Source organism: Shewanella sp. OMA3-2 (assembly GCF_021513195.1).
Taxonomy (GTDB): Bacteria; Pseudomonadota; Gammaproteobacteria; order Enterobacterales; family Shewanellaceae; genus Shewanella.
Window position 1 is genome coordinate 2,942,757 of the sequence record NZ_CP090974.1, and the last position, 25,569, is coordinate 2,968,325.

19 protein-coding genes and 1 tRNA gene are annotated in these 25,569 nt (G+C 40.1%); 14 read left to right on the plus strand and 6 right to left on the minus strand.

The features are described 5' to 3' along the window. Window positions 1-79 precede the first annotated feature (79 nt). On the plus strand, window positions 80-1,414 hold the full coding sequence (gene astB / locus L0B17_RS13010) for an N-succinylarginine dihydrolase (protein WP_235085373.1): 1,335 nt from the start codon (window positions 80-82) through the stop codon (window positions 1,412-1,414). A 166-nt stretch (window positions 1,415-1,580) separates the two neighbouring features. On the opposite strand, the gene L0B17_RS13015 is transcribed toward astB, so the two are convergent. After that, complete coding sequence (locus L0B17_RS13015; protein ID WP_235085374.1) at window positions 1,581-4,049, minus strand: hypothetical protein; 2,469 nt, start codon at window positions 4,047-4,049, stop codon at window positions 1,581-1,583. Window positions 4,050-4,321: 272 nt separating this feature from the next. Here L0B17_RS13015 and L0B17_RS13020 point away from each other — a divergent pair, with 272 nt between their 5' ends. The 4 genes from L0B17_RS13020 (at window position 4,322) to L0B17_RS13035 (ending at window position 8,457) form a co-directional block, all read left to right on the plus strand. Then, a complete protein-coding gene (locus L0B17_RS13020) occupies window positions 4,322-5,596 on the plus strand; it encodes a dicarboxylate/amino acid:cation symporter (RefSeq protein WP_235089812.1) in 1,275 nt (424 codons plus the stop codon). Window positions 5,597-5,700: 104 nt separating this feature from the next. Beyond that, a complete protein-coding gene (locus L0B17_RS13025; RefSeq protein WP_235085376.1) occupies window positions 5,701-6,372 on the plus strand; it encodes a LysE family translocator in 672 nt (223 codons plus the stop codon). A 67-nt stretch (window positions 6,373-6,439) separates the two neighbouring features. Further along, window positions 6,440-7,114 carry a response regulator gene (locus tag L0B17_RS13030; protein WP_235085378.1) on the plus strand — a complete coding sequence of 225 codons (675 nt, stop codon included), beginning with the start codon at window positions 6,440-6,442 and terminating at the stop codon, window positions 7,112-7,114. Next, a complete protein-coding gene (locus L0B17_RS13035) occupies window positions 7,105-8,457 on the plus strand; it encodes an ATP-binding protein (RefSeq protein ID WP_235085380.1) in 1,353 nt (450 codons plus the stop codon). The genes L0B17_RS13030 and L0B17_RS13035 overlap by 10 nt, the downstream gene beginning before the upstream one ends. A 112-nt stretch (window positions 8,458-8,569) precedes the next feature. Here the strand turns inward: L0B17_RS13035 and L0B17_RS13040 are convergent, their stop codons facing one another. Next, the gene (locus L0B17_RS13040) at window positions 8,570-9,283 is read right to left on the minus strand and encodes a 2OG-Fe(II) oxygenase (RefSeq protein ID WP_235085381.1); all 714 of its coding nucleotides are present in this window, start codon (window positions 9,281-9,283) and stop codon (window positions 8,570-8,572) included. Window positions 9,284-9,425: 142 nt separating this feature from the next. Between L0B17_RS13040 and L0B17_RS13045 the strand changes: the two genes are divergently transcribed. After that, window positions 9,426-10,679 (plus strand): HD-GYP domain-containing protein, encoded by a 1,254-nt coding sequence (locus L0B17_RS13045; RefSeq protein ID WP_235085383.1) that lies wholly within the window; start codon window positions 9,426-9,428, stop codon window positions 10,677-10,679. 68 nt (window positions 10,680-10,747) lie between these two features. Here L0B17_RS13045 and corA read toward each other — a convergent pair whose 3' ends face one another. Next, entirely contained in the window at window positions 10,748-11,695 is a 948-nt protein-coding gene (gene corA, locus L0B17_RS13050) for a magnesium/cobalt transporter CorA (RefSeq protein WP_235085384.1), read from the minus strand. Between the two features lie 261 nt (window positions 11,696-11,956). After that, a complete protein-coding gene (gene yejK / locus L0B17_RS13055; RefSeq protein ID WP_235085386.1) occupies window positions 11,957-12,985 on the minus strand; it encodes a nucleoid-associated protein YejK in 1,029 nt (342 codons plus the stop codon). A 152-nt stretch (window positions 12,986-13,137) separates the two neighbouring features. Between yejK and L0B17_RS13060 the strand changes: the two genes are divergently transcribed. The 3 genes from L0B17_RS13060 to L0B17_RS13070 all read left to right on the plus strand — a co-directional run bounded on the left by L0B17_RS13060 (window position 13,138) and on the right by L0B17_RS13070 (window position 15,467). After that, window positions 13,138-13,350, plus strand: coding sequence for a YejL family protein (locus L0B17_RS13060; RefSeq protein ID WP_235085388.1), 213 nt, complete (start codon window positions 13,138-13,140; stop codon window positions 13,348-13,350). Between the two features lie 70 nt (window positions 13,351-13,420). Continuing rightward, window positions 13,421-15,211 carry a DUF3413 domain-containing protein gene (locus tag L0B17_RS13065; protein WP_235085390.1) on the plus strand — a complete coding sequence of 597 codons (1,791 nt, stop codon included), beginning with the start codon at window positions 13,421-13,423 and terminating at the stop codon, window positions 15,209-15,211. 179 nt (window positions 15,212-15,390) lie between these two features. Further along, window positions 15,391-15,467, plus strand: a tRNA-Pro gene (locus tag L0B17_RS13070). 565 nt (window positions 15,468-16,032) lie between these two features. On the opposite strand, the gene msrQ is transcribed toward L0B17_RS13070, so the two are convergent. Both msrQ and msrP read right to left on the minus strand, forming a co-directional pair. After that, window positions 16,033-16,629: a protein-methionine-sulfoxide reductase heme-binding subunit MsrQ gene (gene msrQ, locus L0B17_RS13080; protein WP_235085393.1), complete on the minus strand. Its 597-nt coding sequence runs from the start codon at window positions 16,627-16,629 to the stop codon at window positions 16,033-16,035. Further along, the gene (gene msrP, locus L0B17_RS13085; RefSeq protein WP_235085395.1) at window positions 16,629-17,663 is read right to left on the minus strand and encodes a protein-methionine-sulfoxide reductase catalytic subunit MsrP; all 1,035 of its coding nucleotides are present in this window, start codon (window positions 17,661-17,663) and stop codon (window positions 16,629-16,631) included. Before msrP ends, msrQ begins: the two co-directional genes overlap by 1 nt. Before the next feature lie 180 nt (window positions 17,664-17,843). On the opposite strand from msrP, the gene rmuC reads away from it, so the two are divergent. The 5 genes from rmuC to L0B17_RS13110 all read left to right on the plus strand — a co-directional run bounded on the left by rmuC (window position 17,844) and on the right by L0B17_RS13110 (window position 25,564). Then, window positions 17,844-19,334 carry a DNA recombination protein RmuC gene (rmuC, locus tag L0B17_RS13090; protein WP_235085397.1) on the plus strand — a complete coding sequence of 497 codons (1,491 nt, stop codon included), beginning with the start codon at window positions 17,844-17,846 and terminating at the stop codon, window positions 19,332-19,334. Window positions 19,335-19,459: 125 nt separating this feature from the next. After that, complete coding sequence (locus tag L0B17_RS13095) at window positions 19,460-21,403, plus strand: transglycosylase SLT domain-containing protein (RefSeq protein WP_235085399.1); 1,944 nt, start codon at window positions 19,460-19,462, stop codon at window positions 21,401-21,403. Window positions 21,404-21,508: 105 nt separating this feature from the next. Next, window positions 21,509-22,420, plus strand: a complete 912-nt coding sequence (locus tag L0B17_RS13100) for an AAA family ATPase (protein ID WP_235085401.1) — start codon at window positions 21,509-21,511, stop codon at window positions 22,418-22,420. A gap of 62 nt (window positions 22,421-22,482) precedes the next feature. Next, on the plus strand, window positions 22,483-23,508 hold the full coding sequence (locus tag L0B17_RS13105) for a DUF58 domain-containing protein (protein WP_235085402.1): 1,026 nt from the start codon (window positions 22,483-22,485) through the stop codon (window positions 23,506-23,508). Beyond that, window positions 23,498-25,564, plus strand: coding sequence for a transglutaminase family protein (locus L0B17_RS13110; RefSeq protein WP_235085404.1), 2,067 nt, complete (start codon window positions 23,498-23,500; stop codon window positions 25,562-25,564). Before L0B17_RS13105 ends, L0B17_RS13110 begins: the two co-directional genes overlap by 11 nt. Window positions 25,565-25,569: the final 5 nt, after the last annotated feature.

Consider the following 25,569-nt stretch of genomic DNA (forward strand, 5'->3'; position numbering starts at 1 on the left):
TTTAGTCATTTCTTACATGCAAATTTAACGTTATTTCCATGTCGAAATCATAATAACAATAATCAATGAAGGATTAGCCATGAAGCAATTTGAAGCAAATTTTGATGGATTAGTAGGCCCGACTCATAATTATGCCGGTTTATCATTTGGTAATGTGGCATCGTATTCTAATGCCGCACAAGCCTCCAATCCAAAAGCAGCTGCCAAACAAGGGTTATTAAAAGCTAAAGCGCTTGCAGACTTAGGTATGGTACAAGGTGTACTCGCACCTCAGGAGCGCCCAGACCTTTATACACTGCGTAGAATTGGTTTTAGCGGAACAGATTCAGAAGTAATACAAAAAGCCGCTGAGCAAGCCCCTGCGTTACTAAACGCTTGTTGCAGTGCCTCAAGTATGTGGACTGCCAATGCGGCAACAGTATCACCTTCCGCAGATACCCGTGATGGAAAAGTGCACTTTACCCCAGCTAATTTGGTGGATAAATTGCATCGAAGTATTGAACCGCTAACTACCGGAAGCATATTAAAAGCAACATTTAATAACGACCGATATTTCAAACATCATCTACATTTACCTGAGCATGCCAACTTTGGTGATGAAGGCGCTGCCAATCACACTCGTTTATGCAGTGATTACGGTAAAGCCGGTGTTGAGTTATTTGTCTATGGTCAAAGTGCAACAAATCCCAATGCGCCAAAACCCAAAAATTTTCCAGCACGTCAAACATTAGAAGCATCACAAGCTGTCGCACGTTTGCACCAACTTGAAGATGAAAGCTGTGTTTTCATGCAACAAAATCCTGATGTGATTGATCAAGGTGTGTTTCACAACGATGTTATTTCAGTCGGTAACCAGAATGTGCTGTTTTATCATGAGCAGGCATTTTTAAATACTGAGGCAAAATTTGCTGAAATTCGTCAAAAAATGAATTCAGAAGTACATTTTATTAAAGTGTCTACCGATCAAGTATCTATTGATGATGCGGTTAAAAGCTACTTATTCAATACTCAAATCATCACTTTACCTAATGGTGAAATGGCCATCATTGCGCCGACTAACTGCCAAGAAAACCCAGCGGTATTCGCATATTTAAATCAACTTGTTACCTTGGGTACTCCCATTACACAGGTTAAATACTTTGATGTAAAACAAAGTATGCAAAATGGCGGCGGACCGGCATGTCTTCGTCTTCGTGTTGCAATGAATGAGTTAGAAATTGAAGCGGTCAATCAACACACCATAATGAATGACAACTTGTTTACACGTTTAAACACATGGGTTGATAAGCATTACCGCGATAGCCTAACTGTTGCAGATTTAGCTGACCCTCAGTTGATCATTGAGTCTCGCACGTCATTAGATGAATTAACCCAAATATTGAAATTGGGTAGTGTGTATCAGTTCCAGAAATAGTTGACTTGATTGTGGTATAAAAATGGCCATCGTGATTAGCGATGGCCATTTTTATTGAAAGATAATCTTGTGGAAACATAAACATAGATCTATTTATTCAAGTCTCTTTTTTACGTAAATAAAAAGGGCGCTAACTGCGCCCTTAGTATTTATGATTAATGCGTTATTACAGAATGTTTACGCCAATGGAAACAACTTCGGTAACTAATCCATTAGGTGTTTCAACCTCAACCAAGAATACACCAGAGTTAGGCTCATCCTCACCTTTAATTGTTACACCAAAGTCGCGACCACCATTATAACTGCTGCTTGGCCACACATACTCACTTGCACTAACAACTGAACCCGCTGATGTTTTAAATCTGACAATTGAGCCAGCTGGCATTTGTTGGTTATGTAAATCAGAAATAGTGAAAAATACTGATGCAGCACCTTTACCAACGATAGTAATATTGCCACCATAATGCTGACCATCTCTATCATCTATTAGGATTTGACTATGTTCTGTTGCGTACGCAGTACTACCTGACATCACCATAACTAAACTACGACGAACATACAGTGATTTAGAGTTGCTCACGCCATCTGCACAACCTGCATGTGCAGGTGAAGAACACAATACGCCGTTGTACAATCCATCTTTAACATCAAACGTGCCATTTGAGTTAAAATCAACTAACTCTTCTAATGCACCACCATTTTGTCCACCCGCCTGTTGAGGGTTAAACAAAGTATCTTCGTTGTAATCATTAAATGCATCATTCAAGTCAAATGCTTGACCAGTAACATCAACACCTGTAGTGAATTCATTCAATTCACTTGCGTCAAATCGACCATTACCATTTAAATCAGGGAAAGATTCTTCACCAATGGCTGTCGCGGTAATCGTTGCACGACCACCGTATTTTTGGCCGTAAATATTACCATATACATTCAATGCAGCATCATAAGCTAAGGTTGAATTTGGATTGCGGAACATAGCACCAGTGCCATTAATTAACACTTCACCTTCTGGTCTTGGTAATTGGCTAGTCCATTTAACAGAACATGCACCTTTTACCGTTTGACATGCATCTTCAATAGAGCCACCTTCTGTGGTGAATGACACTGTTGTTCCATCTGGTACAGGGTTGTTAAATGCATCCGCCATACGAGCGGTCACTGTCACTTCTGTCCCGTCGATATCCCAACCTTCAGCATTTACATATTCAGCCGAAAGCGAGAAGCTGTCTTGGTCAGGAATGCCGGTAGAAACGATTAATTGTTTTGATTGGCTTGATATAGCTGGCACAGCACCATTTTCAACTTTTGCTGTCACACGTAATGATGTGGCAACAGTACCAGTGTTAACAACTGTTTGAACTATACCTAAATTGTTTGTTGTAGCTATAACGGGTGTAATAGCCACGCCACCAACCTTAGTATTCAATGCAAATGATACCGACTGATTGCTAACCGGATTACTATTTTTATCTAATACTTTAAACTTAACCGTTGAAGATTCAATCCCGCCAGTACCTAGAATACTAATATTTTCAGGTACAGCTGATACAAATGAAATACTGCCTACATCTGCTTGCAATACATTAATAGTGCCTACCGCAGATAAGCTTATGCCCCCTGCATTAGCAGTGACATTTATTTGATCTTCGCCAACACAACCTTGCGCTAAATAAGTTGAGGTAGCAACACCATTACTTGACGAAACTGGTGAACTTAATTCCGCTTGAGCAGGATTTTTGGTCGCACACGTAGATGAAAAATTCACATCAACGGGCTGATTAAAAGGTTGGCCTAGATCATCTTGAATTCGCACGGTAATGGTTGCTGTACCACCAGCTGACAAATCTGTGGTACTGACTTCAGCTTGCCCTGCTACAAATGTAGTGCCTGAACCACTCCCCATAACAACATTGGTTGCGCCAACAACCACGATGGTTTTGCCTACTTCGTTAGTCGGTAAGGTTGCACGCACTTCACCTGCACCTAATGAGCTACCTGCATATATATCTACAGTTGCTTTACCTTGAGCATTTGTTACTGCGGTTTTAATCGGCAGATCACCAATATCAGACTCAAAAGTCACAATCGTTGGCTTGGAAATACCTGTCACTGTCGCGGTTAATTTACCCGGAGACAGTGTACTAATAGTTTGAACGGTTGCCCCAGCAGCATTGGTCAACACTAATGATACTTGTGAACCGCCACCTGCTTCACCGCCATCACCGACCATAGTGACATTTACCGACGCGGTTTCGCCTGAAGTAATTGTTGCAGTAACACTTGCCCCAGTATTTACCGATGCCGTGTTTAACGTCACAGAGGCTACACCATTAGAGTTTGTTGCAACCTGACCCGTTCCCGGTGAGAAAGTACCGTAACTGTCATCGTTTAATTTGAAACTGACTAAAGTGTTTACGGGTTGACCTTTAGAGTCGGTAACGGTAGCAGTAATAATTGCAGGCTCTGCAACAGACACTTGAGTATTGTTAATTGATAACGCGACTGAAATAGTCACAGGAGCAGTGCCACCATCACCACTACCATCTTCTGTAATGCCGCCGCCACCGCCGCCACAAGCGAAGAGTAAAAACGAACAAATTAACGTTATATAGACTTTAATTGCTGACTTCATTGTCAGGCTCCCTGTTACATTAAAATAATACTTATGATTTATAATAGTTACCTATTGAACAATAATACACAAATATCTGATAACTATGCCACAACATGGTCAGTTTAATCGGTACATTTTAGTATAAACTTTAACTTTTATACCATTTCATAACTAAAGTTTTCCTGCTACGCTTTAGTCTATCAGCCAAACAATACTTAAAAAAATAATTGGAAGGAAAGATTGTGAGCAATAAAAGACAGCTCGGACTTACAAGTAAAATTTTAATCGGTATGGGTACAGGTATAATATTAGGCCTGCTTTTAAGAAATATCTTTCCAGACAGCGTATTTATTAAAGACTACATTACTGAAGGTTTATTGCACGTTTTAGGTGCAATTTTTATCTCCAGCTTAAAAATGCTTGTTGTCCCACTCGTTTTTGTATCATTAGTGTGCGGTACTTGTTCTTTAAGTGATCCTTCCAAATTAGGCCGACTAGGCGGTAAAACCATATCTTTCTATCTATTTACCACTGCTATTGCGCTTACCATTTCTATCGTGGCCGCAATTTTGGTTCACCCTGGCAATGCCAGTTTAGTTAGTTCGACTATGGAGTATACGGTAAAAGAAGCCCCAAGCTTGTCAGAGGTGATTATCAATATAGTGCCAGATAATCCTATTCAAGCTATGACTCAAGGCAACATGCTGCAAATCATTTTATTTGCGGTCATATTTGGTTTTGCGATATCTCATATTGGTGAACGTGGCGAACGTGTTGCCCGTTTCTTTAATGACATCAACGAAGTGATCATGCGCGTTGTTACCCTAGTGATGCAGTTAGCACCCTATGGTGTTTTCGCCTTAATGGCAAAATTAAGCTTAACACTCGGAATGGAGACATTTGGCAGTGTGGTCAAATACTTCTTACTTGTGGTTGTGGTACTGCTCATTCAAGGATTAGTTGTATATCCTATTCTGTTAAAAGTATTTTCTGGCTTAAACCCACTGATGTTTTTACGTAAAATGAGAGATGTGCAATTGTTTGCTTTTAGTACAGCAAGCTCAAACGCTACTTTACCTGTCACCATTGAAGCCTCCGAACATCGTATGGGGGTAGATAACAAAATTGCTTCATTTACACTTCCGTTAGGCGCCACCATTAATATGGATGGTACTGCAATAATGCAAGGTGTGGCGACGGTATTTATCGCCCAGGTATTTGGCATTGAATTAAGCTTAACTGATTACGCTATGGTCGTTGTAACTGCTACCTTAGCGTCAATTGGTACCGCTGGGGTTCCTGGTGTTGGACTTATTATGCTTGCAATGGTGTTGAATCAAGTAGGCTTACCGGTAGAAGGCATTGCATTAATCATTGGTGTAGATCGCTTACTCGATATGATAAGAACCGCTGTAAACGTCACCGGTGATACGGTTGCCACTGTGATAATTGCTAAGTCTGAAGATGCATTCAATGAAGATATCTTTAATGACTCTCAAGCGGGTAAAGCGGCTACAAGTTTTGAACAGCAAGTGTTGAACACTAAGGCTGCATCAAAAAATTAACTATCATTGAATTATTTGTTCAATTATTAAAGGCGCATTGATTGCGCCTTTTTTATTTTTCCTTTATAAATAATAAAACAAAGTATTATAAATCAGGAATTTGAATGGACTTCACCCTACTTGCTAGCTTGGCCGTTATTCATACTATTGCGTTGATCAGTCCAGGTCCTGATTTTGCCATTATTGTTAAAATGGCTAGTCAACAAAGCCGAAACACTGCCGTCGCTTGTGCTCTTGGCATCGCCATCGCCATTTTAATTCATACATTATTATCCTTGTTGGGGATAAGTTTAATGATCCGTCAATCACCTCTTGCCTATACCATAGTGCAATGTGTTGGAGTAAGTTATTTAGCCTGGATGGGATTTCAAGCGCTAAAATCCGCGTTAAGCCGCTTTAAATCAATAGCCGCTTCAACCGAAAAAACGATGCAAACATTAACAACAGACAAACCAAACACGGCCAGTTTCGGATCGCTAAAAGGCTTTAAAATTGGCTTACTGACTAATTTATTCAATCCTAAAGCGTTGATTTTTTTTATCACTTTATTTACTGTTTTGATAACCCCTGATGTAAATTTAATAACAAAAATTGCGGCGACCACGCTATTATTCTTCTTGTCACTTATCTGGTTCAGCTTATTAGCACTCGTGTTATCCAAACCGTTAATTCAAAGTAAATTATTAAACGTGAGCCACATTATTGATCTGCTAGTCGGTATTATTTTTATCGGTGTTTCAGTTACTATTGCTGTGAATTTAATTAACGATTTTTAAAGTATTAATCAAACAACAAGCAGTCTCAAAGTACTTACACTTAAGCATTTAGCATCAGGAGCTGAACATGCGAATTTTAGTGATAGAAGACGATCCCATTTTATCTCATCACTTAAAAGTGCAGTTGAGCGAACTGGGTAATCAAGTTCAAATAGCTGCGACGGCTCAAGAAGGCTTTTATCAAGCCAGTAATTACCCAATTGATATTGCTATTGTCGACTTAGGTCTACCCGATCAAGACGGTATTAGTTTAATAAAGTCCATTCGGGACGCTAATGTTACTGCCCCGATCCTCATTCTTACTGCCAGAGTAAACTGGCAAGATAAAGTCGAAGGTCTCAATGCCGGTGCTGATGATTATTTAGTTAAACCGTTTCAAAAAGAAGAGTTAATTGCTCGTCTTGATGCATTGGTGCGTCGCAGTGCAGGATTTGTAAAATCAATTATCACCTGTGGCACGCTGTCAGTGGATTTAGCCAGTAAGCAAGTGTCCCTTAATGACAGCCATTTAGACATAACTGCATTTGAATACCACATATTGGAGTACCTAATGCGCCACAACCATGAGGTGGTGGCTAAACAACGCTTATTAGATGTGGTTTATGCCGATAAAGAAGGTGACCCTAACACAATTGAAGTAATGGTAAGCCGTTTGAGAAAAAAATTAGCCCACGGCGGTATCGAAGACGCCATCATGACAATACGCGGCCAAGGATATAAATTCAATTTACCATGCAACTAATCATGAAACCGCAGAAACGTTTACTCACCAGGATGTTTATTACCTCCTTAAGCATTATCGCCTTAGTGGGGTTTGGATTTGCCTGGCTGGTAACATTATTGAATGCCCAAAATCGTTATACTCAGATCACGGCTGATTATATTGCCGAGCTGCCAATCATTGCCGCAGAGTTTCGCGAGAATAACTTAGTCCCTATTACCGAAGCACAAGATAACGATAATATTGAAACCAGCTACATAATGGCTACCTGTGACGAGCAATATACAAGCTTATGGCGCTCTGAACTGGCTAAAGACTTATCGCTGACTAACATTTGTGAAAAATATAACCTCATCAAAAACGACTCTCAAGCTTACTTTCTGGAATTTGAAGGCTTGCACACTTACTTAGTCTTTAAACTCAGCACTTTAATTGAGGGTAAGCCGTTCCATCTATTAATACTGCAAGATGCTGAAGCCATAAAAAAAGAACTTAAAAAGTTTAATCGTCTTACTTATTTCAGGCTTGCTATTGTATTAGGTGCAGCATTTTTCTTACTCGTTAGTGCCGCTTACTGGGGGATGCTGCCACTGAAGCAATTAAAGCAGGAGTTGCTCAAACTTAAGCAGGGTAAACAGCAAAATCTGTCAAATGATTATCCTGTCGAGTTACAGGAAATTACCCAATCATTAAATCAACTGTTGGATCAAAATCAGCAACGTCAAACTCGTTATCAAAATGCGATGAATGACTTAGCTCACAGTTTAAAAACGCGACTGGCCGCTAGTATTGCACTAATTGATGATACCTCTCTAAATGCAAAGGATAAAGAGAGCCAAATACTAACCCAAATAGAAGACATGGACCATTTAGTTAAGTACCAGTTAAAACGCGCTATGATGGGCAGACAAGGCTTATTAAAAGAACACACTGAGATAAAACCTATACTAGAGCAACTGGTATTAATGTTGTCAAAATTATATCAAAGAAAAAATATTAACTTCATTATTCACTGCCCTGATGAGTTAGCTTTTCCGGTCAGTAAAGGAGATTTAATGGAATTGTGCGGTAATTTGATTGAAAATGCCGCTAAATTTTGTATCAGTACGATTGAAGTCACCGTTCAGCAGTATAACGGCTTGCTAAGGTTACAAGTAGATGACGATGGCCCTGGCGTTGAAGAAGCCTACAAACAAAAAATATTTCAACGGGGAGTGCGAGCGGATACTCAACATAATGGTCAAGGTATTGGCTTAGCTGTTTGTTTTGAGCTTGTTAGCAGTTACGCTGGCACCTTTCAAATACAAACCAGCCATTTAGAGGGGGCTTCTTTTATTATAGAACTCCCCAATACCAGCCAATAAAAAAGCATATCGCATCCCTTTTATGACATAGACCCATCTAGGGTTAAAATCATTTATGGTTTAAGTTAATTGCTGAGTTTATCACTCAGGTCAATTTATAATTTTGGCGAACTTATTTATTGGTAGCGCTGGGCTTAATCGCAGCGTACAAGTGTTCAGCACGATTAAACATAATCCATGAGGTGGCGATAAATTTATCACTGCTTAAGGGAATATTACCCCGATGACTATGGGTAAAGCCCGCAGGTGCTATAACCATTGTCCCTTTTCTGGGTTTTATTTTTTGCTGCTGATAATAAAACTCCGTTTCCCCGCCTTCTTCAACATCATTTAAGTAGAACATATAAAGCACGACTCTATGTAAGGCTTCATTGTGGCCTTCCTGAGGGAATTGTTCAGAATGCCAATGAGGATAACCACCTTTCCCTTGCTGATAATGCTGTATATTAATCGTGCCACTGCGAAATAAATAACGCACAATCGCGTTAACTTTATCGGCGCCTAACTTATCAAAGTTTTCAGGTTGCAGCGCTACAGGTTGGCCATTTTCATCATTAACCGATACTGACACAGCTCCCATCAATGCTAATGCATACTTTTTAAAGTAATCAACGCTATTGGCCAGTGTTAACTGCAATAATTCATTGCGTAACTCGGCTAAGTCAGCATGTTGATCTAACATAAGATCACGACTAAACTTCTTACTGAGATCAACGCCATTACCAGTAACGCCTTGGATCACACTTGGATGATGTGTTATCGCATCAATCAACTTGTCACATAATTCATCACTAATCGCATTAGGGTATACTTCAATAAAGTCCATAATTCACTGCTTAATTTTTAAAGTTAATGTTAATATGCTGCATGTAACTTATCTATTTGTAAAGTCTGACTGAATTTTATTCACCCTTGACGCTTAACGATATCTATCTATGAATTTTACCTGAGCCTAATCACCCACTTTTATGAAAAAAAACGTCAAAATTGCTGTATCAGGACTAAAAGTTGGTGTTTACGTTAACTTGCCTATCTCATGGAAAGATCATCCATTTTTATTCAGTAAATTCAAAATTACCTCACAAACTCAAATTGAGTTAATTAAGTCATTAGGGGTAAAAGATGTTTTTTACGACCCAGAGCGAAGCGATATTCAGCCTGTTACCACAGAGATGCCAATAGAGCCAGAAACGCTTGATAAAGCATCACTTGATACCATAAAACAAGGTATGCTTGATTACAAATCTGAACGTATCGATAAGCAACAAAAGCTAAAACGCAATATCAAAAAAACTGAGGAACAATTTCAACGCTCAGTATCAATGATGCACACCATGGTGGCGAAAATAGCCAGCCGGCCACTCAATGCTGTCAGTGATGCCAAAGATCTGATCAGTAATCTAACCAAGCTATTACTTGACGAAGATAATCTTGCTTTACACTTGATGAAAAATGCCAACCCTAAGGATGTTATCCATCACCACTCATTAAATGTGTCCATGGTGTGTATGTTAATGGCGAAAGAGCTTGGCTGGAGCAAAGAAGAGATAGAGTTATTGGGTATTGGCTGCTTATTTCATGATATTGGTAAATTAAAAGTCCCCTCTAATATCTTGAATAAAGTGGTGCCATTATCAACACCAGAAGACAACTTAGTAAAACAGCACCCTTTAATGAGTATTAACTTTTTAAAGCTAGCTGACACCTTTCCAGAAGAAGCCAAACCTATGATAGCCAATCATCATGAGTATCTAGATGGCAGTGGCAGCCCGCAAGGATTAAAAGCGGGTCAGCTAGATAAATTCTCTCAACTTATCGCTGTAGTCAACACATACGATAATTTATGCAATGGCGGCCATTTTATCAAAGCCAAAACCCCCAGTGTTGCCTTAGGCTTATTATACAGAAATTATAAAAGTAAATTAAACACTGAATACGTGCAAAAATTAATTAAAATGCTTGGGGTTTATCCACCTGGTAGCATTGTAGAATTGTCTAATGGTCATTTTGGGTTAGTGATGTCGGTGAATTTAAATAATATTTTATATCCGTCAATCGTTGCATACGATCCTATTGTTCCTTTAGTACAATCTCCAATAATTGAGTTAGAAAAAGAAGGCATGAGTATTATAAGAAGTCTTCCTGCAGCGGCTTTACCCGATAAAATTTATAAGTATTTAAATCCAAGAGAATCCATTAGCTATGGGTTTGGTAAAGGTTAATGTGGACATCATTAACCTACAAAAATAGGCAATATTAATCTGCCCATTTTTTCAGACTTGCATATATGCTACAGCCAGCCTTTTTGTTTAAAAAAGAAGTAAGTGCCCGCGGCACTGGCAAACATTAACCCAACCGCCATTGGATAACCTAAGCGCCAATCTAATTCAGGCATAAAAGCAAAGTTCATCCCATAACTACTGGCAATCAAGGTGGGGGGTAAAAATACCACTGCCGATACCGAGAAAATTTTAATAATCTTATTTTGTTGCAAACCACTAAAACCCATTGCGGCATCAAGCAAAAATTTTAATTTATCAAAAATAAATTGGCTATGTGGCATCAAAGATTCAATATCAGATAACATTTCTCGAATATCTTTCAAGTTATCATCGGCCAAATGTTGTCGATAATAACGCTGTAAATAACGCAGTGAACGCTGGGTATCAAGTAAACTTAAGCGAATTTTACCATTAGAATCTTCTTGTAAAGTAATCTGTTTAAATACGGCATCTAATTCTTCGTCATTAAAAACCTGCTCACTCAAATTATCCAGCACGCTATACACATCTTCAATCAAATCGGATAGATAATCTACTTTAAGGGTGAATAACTCTAATAACAAACCTTCTGGGGTATCAGTATCTAGCCGACCTAAACGCATATAATTTCGAAGCAAACGAATTAAGCCGATATCTTCTTCACGTATGGTTAATAGAAAATTTTGACGTAAATTAAACGAAACGTTTACGGCTCTCACATCTGAGCCAACACGTTGTGGAAATAACGAGTTAATGTGCAAACCATCTTGGTTTTGGAAAAATCGAGCTGACGCTTCAATTTCGTTGATATCTTCCTCGTCAGACACTTCCTCTGCAGAAAAGTGACGCAGCCAATGACGTTGCTCCTCATTAGGTTTATATAAATCCAGCCAGAGAATATTATCAGGTAAAGAGTCTTCAACAGAAAGTTCAGTCATCGTAAGCTGATGATTTTTGTAGGCGTAAGCGGTGATCATAGAAGTCCCCCATTTGCATATGGTTCACACTATTGTGTAACACAGCAGGATGTTGGTAAAAACTGGTGCTAGTTTACTAATTTCCAATCCAATGAAAAGTAAAAAACACAATTAATACCCATTTATAGTGCAATATAGTCTCAACCTGGCATTTTGACCCTTTAACAGCTTCAAAAAAGTGCCTTTGGTAGGCACTTAATTTTAAAATGCTGCTTTTATACTCACTATTTTTAAAAAAGTCAGCTTTGAATAACACACTGACTATTCACCCTTTAATCGACGATCTAATTGATCTTTTAAATTCGCGGGAACACCTTTTATTAAAATGGTATCTGAAATAGGGTCGTAAATAACTCTCTCGCCTAAATGGCCACCGTCAAAACTGAGGGTTACACCACCACCAGTACCAGAGAACTTTTTCAAACTACGAAGACTGGCTTTATCTGCAGGAAATTCGTCATCTAATTCATAATTTCCACCGCAGGCAAAATCATAAAATGATTCCATACCCTGATCGGCCAATTCATCACCCAAATCTTTCACTTCAATATCAGCACCAACATCGGCACGTTCAGCGCAATACTCAAACACTTTGTCGCGGCATTGCTGACGTTCATCCTTGGTTAACTCACTACCAGCAACAAAGTCTTCAACCGCATTTATCAATGTTTTGTTCTGTGCTTTAGTATTTACGCCCTCAACACAACCCATAAAATCTAAAAAGAAATCAGCTACTTTTCGGCCCGCTCTGCCCCGAATAAATGAGATATATTTTTTTGACGCTTTATCGGCCTGCAATTCGGTTAGGTCAATTCGCGCAGCTAATTGAATATTATTTAAATCTAAATGATTATTCTGTGACAATTCCATATCATCTAGCACTGTCATGGATGATTTAGCACTCAGCAGCGCAACAAAAAGATAATCACTCGCCATGGCTGAATAACATGACATCAATAAAAAACCGCCTTGGGAGAAGTCATACTTAGTTAATTCTTGCTGCAGTAACTTACTGGCGGTCACTGTAAAATCAACAAAGCCCGACTGACCTTCACGGTAAGATTGAAGCGCGTTAGCAAAGGCATCATTAGCATCACCGTCTTCATTTGGCACACCAAAATAGCCAAAGCCTTTGCCCGCTTTACTTGAGTAAGTCTGGTGCAACTCTTCAAGCATAGCCTCAACCGCTTTACTATTTAATAAAGGTTGCGGACGTAAACGGCAGGCCATTTGCCCCTGACTGTCGAGTGATATTTCGTGAATAATGGCTTGTTCAATATTAATCGTCATAAATCCGATAACCTTTGGTAAGTCAAATACTGCTAAGGAGACTGACCATGATATAACTATTTTAATCATGAAGGTATAGAAAACATGAGGCGAGCTTGATTGAAATCCGTTATCATATAACACAATTGAGAACTCATTCAGACAAGAAAAACATGGCCATTAAATCAAAATACAGCAACACTCAAGTAGAAGCCTTAATCAGTGAGATGCTAGCACTATTGAATAAACATCAAGCCCCTACCGATTTAAGCTTAATGGTATTAGGCAATTGCGTCTCTCACTTATTAGAAAAGAAAGTGCCTTCTGAATCACGTCAAATGGTTGCAGAGCAGTTTGCTAAGGCATTAACTCAGTCGATTAAATAACACATTGAAAGTAAGTTAACTAATTCAGGTTAGCTGTCGATAATCTATGTAATAAGGGATCCATTAAGGCATGATTGAGCGTAGAAAGCAGATGACACGAGATAAAGTCTCGCGCCTGATAAATTGGGGGCATTGGTTTGCCTTTTTCAATGGCTTGCTCGCCATGATTATTGGTTCCCGTTATATTGGCAGTGTAGGCCAACCAGACTCTATTATAAGTTGGGGCTATCTCGCGTTAAGTACCATAGGGCATTTCACATTTTTAGCCTTTATTGTATATGTGATTTTTATCTTCCCAGTCAGTCTACTCTTGCCCTACTCCAAAATTCTACGAGGGTATGCCGCCTTTGTTGGGTCAATGGCTTTGTATATTTTGCTCTACGACACCATTATTTATGATGATTACGGCATCCATCTTAGCCCATTTGCGTTTGACTTAGCTTGGCAAGATTTAAATGCGCTATTGCATAGCACCTCTTATATCATCACGCCAATCGTAATCCTTGTTATCGAACTGACTGCTGCCAATTTCATTTGGAAACGCATCGATAAAATTCAAAAGAAACAGTGGGGCAATAAAGTAGTGCTGTTTGTTGGTACCTGTTTTATTAGTAGCCACTTAATTCATATTTGGGCTGATGCCGCCAATGTCACTGATATTACTCGTTTTGATGATGCGTACCTGGTTTCATATCCAGCGACGGCTAGAACCTTTATGGAATCACACGGGGTTGATGGCAACACAGTGACCAGTGATGAACCTTCCCAAAAAACGTCAAATTTACATTACCCTATTGAGCCATTGCAGTGTCAGACAGAGACTCAAACCAATGTGCTGGTTATTGCTATTGATAGCTTACAAGCCGCAATGGTAGATGACGTCACCATGCCTTTTTTAAGCCAGTACACCCGCGAGTCACTTAACTTTACCCAGCATTATACCGGTGGCACTCAATTTAAAAGCAGTATGTTTACCTTAATGTATGGTTTACAAGGCAATTATAGCGATAAGAAAGACTTTACCATTATCCCCCCCATCATCAATCAAGAGCTTACTCGTCAGGGTTATCAGCTAGGACTATTTACGGCACGCTCACTGACTGAACTCGCTTCAACCGGCGCTATGTTTAAGGGGTTTCAACCCCATATTAGTGTCAGTGATGATGGCAGCGCTACCACAGATATTCAAAGTATTACCGCATTGAATCAGTGGCAACATAATCAAACCGCTCCCTGGTTTGCGGTGCTAAACCTCACTGCCCCGCAAGATTACGATACACCGGTAGGCTTTTTGGGGATTGAAACCATTAAAGCACCCACATCGTTAAAACCGGCACAAAAGGTGCTATTTAACCAATACCGTCAATCTTTAAAGTTTATTGATAACCAGCTTAGTCAGTTGTTACCTGAAATTGATGACAATACCATAGTGTTTATTACTGGCACCCATGGCCAGGTTTTCACCAGCAGTATTGAAGATGCAAGGCGCGATTTATCACCTGACAATGTTAAAGTGCCATTAGTCATCCACTGGCCTAACATTAGTCCAAGTGAAACCCATTACCGCACCAGCCATTACGGAATTGCGCCAACGATTTTAAGTAAAATATTAGGCTGTACAACAGCTAGCGAGAAATACAGTTCAGGCAGAAGTTTATTAGAACCTAATCAAGAGTCTTGGATATATATCGGCAATAGTCGTGAATTTGCGATTTATCAGAAAGATGAGATTACAGTTCTGGGTCGATATGGAAAATACCGCATATACGATGCAAACTTTGAACAACGACTCAACAAAAAAATGAGTGCACCTGAATTGATTCAAGTCATGCGTGAAGGTCGCCGACTATATCAAAACTAGCTAATGGCATTTAACCCGCAGTCGTCCTTCTAATAGCGTCAAATGAGTTAACTTGAATAGAATATAATCAGTCAATAAATGCTGATTAACTAAGTGCTTGCGCCAAGCTCGTTCAATTGATAAAGTGCTTGCTCACTAAGTTTACCCCACCTTTTGAAGCTTAGTAATGCAACAACATTCGGTATGTAGCGCAGCTCGGTAGCGCACTTCGCTGGGGGTGAAGGGGTCGGAGGTTCGAATCCTCTCATACCGACCAAATTAAAGAAGCCAGCTTAACCGCTGGCTTTTTGCTTTTGATTTTTTAATCATCATTCTAGCGCTCAAACCTCCATTTATATGAACAAGTAAACAGAACACATTGTTAAGCAAGCGTAAGATAATGACAAATTATCAAAAGGAGCCTGACTATGTGGTGGAGAGTGCTTATCATTACCTTAGCTTATTTATTAATTGGGGCTCACTTCCTAAGATTTAACAACATAGAATTGGCCGTTATCACCACAACATCACCTTTATTAATGTTTATAAAGCATGTTTTTATCACTCGATTATTGCAACTAGGATTAATTCTAAGCAGCATTTTTGTGTGGGGATTTAGTACCGCAGAATTTATTGATATGAGGATTAACTTAGAAGCCCCATGGATGAGGCTTGTATCTATAATGGCTGGAGTTATTGTATATACCTTATTTGCGGCCTATTTATGCAATGGATTAACAAAGCGAAACAAGGGCCTGCACTTATACTACTCGCTTTTCATTTTGTCAGAATGTGAGGGTAATAAATACTCCTAGCTGAGAATAATAAGCTTGGCAGTAACTTTATTGTCGTCGCTTAAATATTTTATGCCGACGTAGGAACAGTAAACACACACAAATCATAATATAGATACTGGGCTCAATAATTTCAGATTTAACCGACCAATAGAAATGAATTGGCGCCAATAAAGCGACGAAATAAACCCAGTTATGCAATTGCTGCCAACGCTTGCCCATTTTTTTCTTAATCGCCATAAACGAAGTCACACTGAGTAAAAGCAAAATACTATAAGCTATCGCACCCACTAATATATAAGGCCGTTTGGCTACTTCTTCGAACAAAAAGCCCCAGGCGAACAATAGATCTAGGCTAATAAATGCCATGATATGTAAAGTGGCATAGGCAAAAACATATAAGCCAATTAAGCGCCGTGTTTGTAATAACAGCCCTTGTTTGAGGTACTTGGCCAAAGGCGACACGACTAATGCCGCCAACAAACTATTTAATCCGCCCATGCCAGTATAATGAATAATATATTGCACAGGGTCACCGCCAGCATTGTCACTTAACACCAAATACACTAGGTACATAATTGGCAAGATAAAGACGATATGCAAAGCGCCTTTTAACCACCACAAGCCACGTGGAGTAATGCGCATTAATAAAACTTCCTTAAGTCGAGATTTTTGTATAAATCTGCAACTGAGTCACCATAACCATTAAACATTTGCGTAGGAATGCGTTTAGCAGAAAACAAACCGCCCTCACCTATGCTTCGCTCCGATGCCTGTGACCATCTTGGATGATCCACTTGTGGGTTAACATTGGCATAAAAACCATACTCATTAGACGCAAGTTGATTCCAACTGGTGGGTGGTTGCTTGTCCATAACCCGAATTTTGACAATCGATTTAATACTTTTAAAGCCGTATTTCCACGGTACAACTAAACGAACAGGCGCACCATTTTGCGGTGGCAGCGTTTTGCCGTATAAACCGACCGCCAGAAATGCCAACGGATTCATTGCTTCAGCCAGAGTAAGCCCTTCAACATATGGGTAATGAATTCCCCCACCCATTAAGCGGCTTTTCTGCCCAGGCATTTGATCTGGGTCAAACAAGGTTTCAAATGCAACATGGGTTGCGGATGATTTCACCCTGGCTTCTTTTAATAAACTGGCCAGTGAAAAACCGATCCAGGGCACCACCATAGACCATGCTTCAACACAGCGTAATCGGTAGGTGCGCTCTTCTAATGCAAAGCGTTTAGTTAAATCATCTAAATCTAAGGTTATTGGCTTGTCTACTAACCCTTCAATTTGCAGTGACCAGGGGTTAACCTTAAATTGTTGTGCGTTTTCAAAAGGGTCTTGTTTACTGGTGCCAAACTCATAAAAATTATTATGGCGGGTAATTTTATTTTCTGGGGTTAAGGTGTCTGGTATAACAAATGCTTTAGGTTGGGCAAATTGCAATGGTGAGGTGGTAAATGAAGGCGTTGATTTATTGCTGCCAAAATCAAATAAACCAGCTTGCACATAACCTGGAATACTGGCACCCAAAGCGCCAAACCCTAGGGCTTTAACAATATTGCGACGGTCTTTAAAAACCGACTCAGGGGTCACTTGGTTATCGGGTAAATCCCATGTTGATTGGCGTTTAATTCCCTTGGTAAAGCGTGCTTTATTGACCATGTTATTCCCTCAATACTGTATAACAACTTATTCATAAGACAGGTTAATACGTTAAAAAATTTCATTTCGATTCAAAAATAAACGAATCAATGAAAAAACATTAAATTGTTCACCATAATACTTGCAGGCCAAACTTTAGCATGCGAACCTTATCGAGTTTTTATTTCAAAGGGTTATGTTATGCCATTCGTTGTTGATTTCACGCCACCACAGATTGCCGCCATGGTTGCAATTGGTGTGCTAAGTTTTTTAATAGGTGCATTACTTAACCAAAGATTGACCCGCCAACGTTGGGAGCAATTGAAACAAAAGTATCAAGCTGAGGCGGATCTAGCCCTGACCGAGCTACAACGTCAAGTTGTTCAAATTCAAGATGTCCTCGATGATAAAATTGATAGCTTAAATCACCTACAGTCAAAGCTTGAATCTTATATTAGTCAGCTTGCTAGAGCGCAGGCGCAAGTTGAGCGCATTCCTCACTTAGAACAGCAGCTAGAAGATAGCCAGCGAAAAATATTAGAATCGCAGCTTAATCTATCAAAATCGAATGCCATGCAACAAACCATCATCGCTAAAAGAGAAGCAGAAAACAAAGCATTAGAAGATAAAATTAATTTACTGGAAGTGGCTGAAGAAAGATTAAAAGTACAATTTGAAAACTTGGCTAATCGTATTTTTGAGCAAAAAAGTGAGAGTTTTAAACAACAAAACGTCACGCAAATTGACGGTGTACTCGGCCCGCTTAAACAGCAGTTAGATGGATTTAGACAACAAATTCAACAGTCATATAACCATGAACAGTCTGAGCGAAGCGCCTTAAAACATCAGTTAAACCATTTACGTGAGCTCAATTTAAAAATGAGCCAAGATGCAATAAATCTGACCAAAGCGCTTAAAGGTGACAATAAGCAACAAGGCAATTGGGGTGAAGTGATACTGGAACGAGTATTACAAGAAAGTGGCCTGCGTGAAGGACATGAATATGACACCCAACAAGATTTAAAAAATGATGAGGGCAAACGATTTAAACCTGATGTGATTGTTCATTTACCCGATAACAAAGATGTGGTGATTGATGCAAAAATGTCACTGGTTGCATATGAACGCTACTTTAACAATGATGATGAAGATGTTCGGCTGCAAGCTTTAAAAGATCATGCCCTGTCTATTCGAATGCACATCAAGGGGCTAAGTCAAAAGGATTACCATAAATTACATGGACTAAAAAGCTTAGATTATGTGCTAATGTTTATCCCTGTTGAACCGGCATTTTTACTGGCGATAGAGTACGATCCCAGCCTAATTAATTTCGCCTTAGAGCAAAACATTATGTTAGTTAGCCCAACTAACTTGTTGGTGGCTTTGCGAACCATTAATAATATATGGCGCTATGAACATCAGAATCAACATGCACAAACCATTGCTAAACAAGCCGCTAAAATATATGACAAATTGTGCAGTTATATTGAGGATATGGATAAGCTAGGACGCGCGCTTGAAACAGCTGATAAAAGTTATCAGCAAGCAATGGCTAAATTATCATCAGGTAAAGGCAATTTAATCCGCCAGGCGCATACTTTACAACGCTTGGGTGTAGATACCAGTAAACAGCTTGATAAGCAGATACTTAACCGTGCACTCGATGAATCGTTAGACAAAACTGAAGGATAATATGGCAAAATTAATCATCAGTTAATTATTTGCTTTAATACTGTTAATGTTTTAACAGTTTCACGAAAAACTATTTTATATCACTTTATCGCAAACGATGTACTGAGGCGGAGATTCTCATTTAAATGCGTAATACATGGGTCAATACATGTTCATCTAAACTGCTAACAAGGTTACTTGTTGTCACGGCGCTGGCTATTTTATCTAGCAACCCAGCCAATGCTTACACGGTTAAGCAACAGCAATATCTTGATGCAAAACAAGCTTTAGACAGCGGCCAAACCAGTCGTTACCAGCAACTTAGGCAACAACTCGGTGATTATCCGTTAGCCGTCTATCTCGATTATCACAACAATATTGACAACATAGTACGCATGACCGGTAATAAGGCGCATGTCGAAATAGAAAAATTTAACACCACACCTTTGTATAATTCAGCCCGCTATCGTTATTTGATGAATGCCGGCAATACACAACGCTGGCAAGATTTTTTAGCTATCTCACCGACCACGCCTAATGACATGCGTTTACAGTGTTATTTCTTACGTGCGCAATTAGCTACAGGTGATAAAACAGCCGCCTATAAAGGCGCTGAGCGACTATGGCTCTATGGTCACTCTCGACCAACAGAATGTGATCCTTTGTTTAACCAGTGGACCAATGAGGGTTACCGCACCCAAGAACTCATATGGGGACGAATGCTGCTCAGTTTTGATGCAGGCCAATCAAGTTTATTAAGCTATTTAAGCCTAAAAGTCAGCAAACACCGTGACGATGCTGAACTGCTACTAAAAGTCTACAAAGACCCTAATATATTAAGAAATACTAAGCTATTTAGCAGTTCTAAACCTATTGTGAGTGATATTGTCGATGCTGGTTTAAGAAAACTTGCCAGAAAAGATCTGAAACAAGCCACCAAACTTTACGTTAAATATCAAAAAGCGGGGCGATTCAGTGACATCAAAGGCCGTCAATTAAATCATTATCTGGTCAGACGTGGATTGATACATCAAGAAGAAGCTTTAAAAGATCATATTGATGCTATGTTACCGCTATTAGAGTCTGATGACTTATACGAAATGCGCCTTCGTTGGGCTATTCGCCAGCAAGACTTTAATACCATAAACATCTACTTGGCGCTATTAAGCCAGCAAGGCAAAGATCACTCTCGTTGGCAATATTGGCAAGCCCGCATGAATGAGCAACAAGATACCCAAATAGCACAGGAAAGCTATTTACGACTGTCTCAGCAACGGGATTTTTACGGCTTTAATGCCGCCAAAATGATCAATAAACCTCTATCACTTAATGATGACAACTTAATCTCAAATAAAGCATTACGCGCCAAATTATTAGATGACTCAGGAATGGCTAGAGTCATCGAACTAAGAGCAATTGATAAATATTTGGATTCGCGCACAGAGTGGATATACCTCATGCGCCGCCATGATAAAGCCATGACAGCTGAATATGGGCTTTATGCCCTAGAGCAAGGCTGGTATGACTTAAGTGTAGAATCAAGTATTCAAGGACAACAATGGAACGCATTAAATCTGCGTTTCCCTAATGCTGCCAATGAAGAGTTTGTTACTGCCAGCAAAAAATACAAAGTCGATATTAATGAAATTAGGGCTATTTCACGCCGTGAAAGTGCATTTAATTACTATGCGACTTCAGGTGTGGGGGCCAGAGGCTTAATGCAACTAATGCCTGCAACAGCCAAACAAACTGCACAAAAGAACAAAATTCCCTTTAACGACGTAAAAGACTTATACAAGCCAAGCGTTAACGTCATGCTAGGCAGTGCCTACTATTCAGAGCTACTAAAGCAATTTAGTAATAATCGTGTATTGGCAACCGCGGCATATAATGCAGGCCCAGGCAGTGTAAGACGTTGGTTAAAAGTATCGAATGGGTCATTAGATGCAATGAGTTTTATTGAAACTATCCCTTACACTGAAACCCGTGAATATGTTCAAGCGGTATTAAGTTATCGAATGATTTACTTACAACAAGACAATCAGAAAGCCGATATGTTTACCAAACAAGAACTGAATTACGCTTATTAAGGCCTCAGTTTGAGTTGATAGCAAACCAGGGTTAAAACAATCGTTGAAAAGGTCAATTGAATAAACAGCTATTACAACTAATATAAAAACAAGAGAGGATTAACAGTGTCCCATAGCGCAATCAAACAGCTAATCAGTCAACTTGAATATGTTTTGCTTGGCAAGCCCTTGCAGATAAAGTTAGCGGTTGCGTGTATTTTGGCCAAGGGACACCTGTTAATTGAAGATTTACCTGGCATGGGTAAAACCAGTTTATCCCATGGTATTGCCACCAGCTTAGGCATGAGTTACCAACGAATACAATTTACCAGTGATATGTTGCCTGCTGATATTCTAGGGGTATCCATTTTTGATCAAAACCAGCAAAAGTTTGAGTTTCATAAGGGGCCGATATTTAATCAAATGTTGCTTGCCGATGAAATCAATCGCGCCAGTCCTAAAACCCAAAGTGCGCTACTAGAAGCCATGGCGGAGCAACAGATTACTCAAGATGCTCACACCTACTCTTTGCCTAATCCGTTTTTTGTTATCGCCACCCAAAACCCACAGGATCAATCAGGTACATTTCCGCTGCCAGAGTCGCAATTAGACCGTTTTATGATGCGTATATCGATTGGCTACCCCAGCGCAGAAGCTGAAATGACCATGCTAAAAAACCAACAACACGGCCATAAACGTCCCCCATTACAGCAATGTTTAACCTCTGCAGAATTAATTAAGCTACAAACGGAAGTTAATCAGGTTTCGGCATCCGATGCGGTACTTAAATATCTATTAGCACTTGTCGAATTGTCTCGTCAACAAAACCAGGCCAGCGGGTTATCACCTCGGGCAAGCTTAGCCCTACTGCAAGCAGCAAAAGCCTGGGCAGTCATAGAACAACGCAATTATTTGGTGCCCGAAGATATTCAAGCGGTATTCCATGCTGTTGCAGAGCACAGAATAAGCACCCATGGACAGTTTCAAGGTAAAGCCTTGTCTGATACGCTTCTCGCCAGCGTTAATCCCATTCTTTAATGATTTTTAGCCGTAAAAGTCGTCAAGTTAATCCTAACCCACCCGAGCGGCAAAGCTGGGTAATGCGGTTTATTCCCAACTCTGTACAAAAAAAATGGTCCCGCTGGATAAGCCGTAGATTACCGCCACAAGAAAGAGTCACCCTAAGCCACAAGGGTATTTTTATTCTGCCTAGTGCGTTTGGTTTGGCTTGGTTAGCACTGATTGTCTTGCTGTACTTATTTGGCACCAACTACCAAAACAACTTGGTGATTGGGCTTAGCTTATTACTGGCCAGCGTTTTTCATACCTGTATTATATACAGTTACAAAAATCTAGCCAGGTTAACCTTTAACGCCATCACTCCTGCCGATGCTTACGCCGGACAAACACACTCCTTTCCGATAATGTTGACCGGGCATAGCAAACAAAAATACCGTGATACGACTCATCAACAAATCTGCCTGCAATTTAGTGGTCAGCGCCATGTGCGTCTGCAACAAACCGAAGATCAATCTATTGCTACTGTGCAATATGCTCAACCCAAGCGAGGTTTATTAACGCCCGGGCGGATTAAAGTTTGGTCACATTTTCCATTAGGGCTATTTAAAGCCTGGTCCTATGTTGATCTCGACTTACATCAGGTTGTTTTTGCACAACCACTGGAATGCGATATCCGCTTAACCAGTCAAACAAGTGATGCTAATAATGATATCAACCATGGTAAAATTCGCCCTGGGGTCGATGATTACACAGGGCTGCGCGGCTATGTAACAGGTGAGTCTTTAAAACAAGTGGCATGGAAACAATGGGCCCAGGGCAAAGGCATGTTAACTAAAGAGTTTAATGAACCCGAGGGCTCACCAGTTTGGTTATCACTTGATGATACCCAAGGCCAAGATTTAGAACAAAAACTGGGTAAACTTTGCTGGCAAGTTAACTATCTTACTCAAAAAAACCAAGTGTTTGGCTTAATATTAAATAACAGCACCTTAGGTCAAAGTAGTGGTGAAAGTCATCGAATAGCCTGCCAAAAAGCCATCGCTATGTACCGCCCAAGTTTTAATATGAATGCTGAACCCGCATCAGGAGGCGATGATGCACGATAACTTTGACAGTATCATCAGCCGTAATACCCTGTTTTGGTTATTAATCACTAATGTCGCTGTGCTTACGCCTCAATTTGCACACGCAACCGCATGGACCACCGCAATCTGCGCGATTTGTTTTGTCTGGCGCATGGGCATTTATTACGGCAAAGTGGCTGCACCGCCTAAAATATTAGTTAATGGCTTAGCCATCGCGGCCGCGGTAACCTTAGGGTTAGTATCATCACAAATTGGGCTGTTAAATGCGCTAATTAACCTGCTGCTTTTGGGTTACGCGTTAAAGTACATTGAAATGCGTGAGCTTAGAGATGTTAAAACCGTAGTATTAGTCGGCTATTTTATTATTGCGCTGACCTTATTAGATCAACAGGCCATTATTAACACCTTACACTTAACCCTTATCGCCATTATCAATACCAGCGTGCTAGTCAGTGTTTATCAAGATAAAAGAAAACCTTTCGCAAACTTACATTTTAGTGTCAAAATTATTCTTCAAAGTATGCCTCTGGCGATAGTTTTATTTGTGGTATTTCCTCGTCTAGGCCCTCTGTGGTTAGTCCCCAGTATGAAAGCGGCCAAAACCGGCTTATCAGATGAAATGTCATTTGGTGATATCAGTAAACTGACCCGCTCTGATGAGTTGGCATTTCGAGTCGGCTTTGATAACGCTGACGGCAGCACAGTAGGCCCAAAAAATGCGGACCTTTATTGGCGCACATTAGTGATGGAAAGCTATGATGGGAAAACATGGCGACAAGACTCGAATATAAAAGAGCTACAAGGTCAATCACGTTACCAAAAATTTAACCGCCCCCTACCACAGGACGACAATCAAAAAACCAATCCACTAGAGTATGTGGTTATTAGCGAGCCAAGCCACCAGCGCTGGCTATACGGGCTTGACCAAGCCTTTAGTCAAGACAGCAATATTGTAGAATTATCCGACTACAGCCTTTACGCCATGCGGCCAGTCGCACAACGTCAAAGTTATCGAGTGGTGTCTTACCCTAATAGCCTAATGGATGAAAGCTTAAGCCCCAATATCCGTAGCATCAATCTTGCTTTACCTGAAAATGCCAATCCGCAAACCAGGCATTTAGCACAAAAGTTTAGTCAGCAATATCCGCAGCCTAAAGCGCGTATTAATGCCATGATGAATTACTTTGCCGAGCAAGCCTATTACTACACACTGAGCCCCCCCGTACTGGGTGATGAACAGATTGATGACTTTTTGTTTAAAAACCGCGCAGGGTTCTGTGCCCATTACGCTTCTGCTTTGGTGTATTTAGCCCGAGCCAGCGGTATCCCAGCCCATATGGTAACCGGCTATCAAGGCGGTGAATACAACCCTAAAGCTGGCTATTACAGTATTTATCAATATATGGCCCACGCCTGGACCGAAGTGTGGTTTGAAGGTGAAGGCTGGCAGCGTTTTGACCCCACGGCCATGATAGCGCCACAACGTATTTTAGATGGCTTTGATGCCACATTTGACAGCCAATCTAGCTACTTACTAGACAGTCCTTTTAGTAGCCTACGTCTGAAGCAATACCCATGGTTAAACGATATACGCAATCAAATTGCCAGCATGGACTATTACTGGAGCGTATGGGTGTTAGGCTTTGATGAGCAACGTAAACAGCAGGTGTTGAAAAAGTTACTTGGTGATATCAGCACCAGTAAAATCGCCATTGCCATGCTGATATGCCTGCTGATTATCTTATTATTTATTGCTTACTTTGCCGGGTTATTTGAGCTTAAGCCAAAACAAGATTTACTGATCCGCCGCTATAAAACCATAACCCAACTGTTAACCTTAAAAGGAATTAACAGCCCACAGCAGCAGCCACCTTTAGCTTATGTGCAACAATTAGCACTTGAGCTAAATGACATTCAGCCGCAACTACTGCAGCAATTTAATCTGTTTACCGCTTGTTTTGTTGCATTAAAATACCAGCCTCTTTCAGCGCCGCAACATAAGCAACACTTACGCCAATACACACGTCTATATTGGACATTAAGGTTCAAACTGCTAATGATTAAGCAATTGAAATAACATTA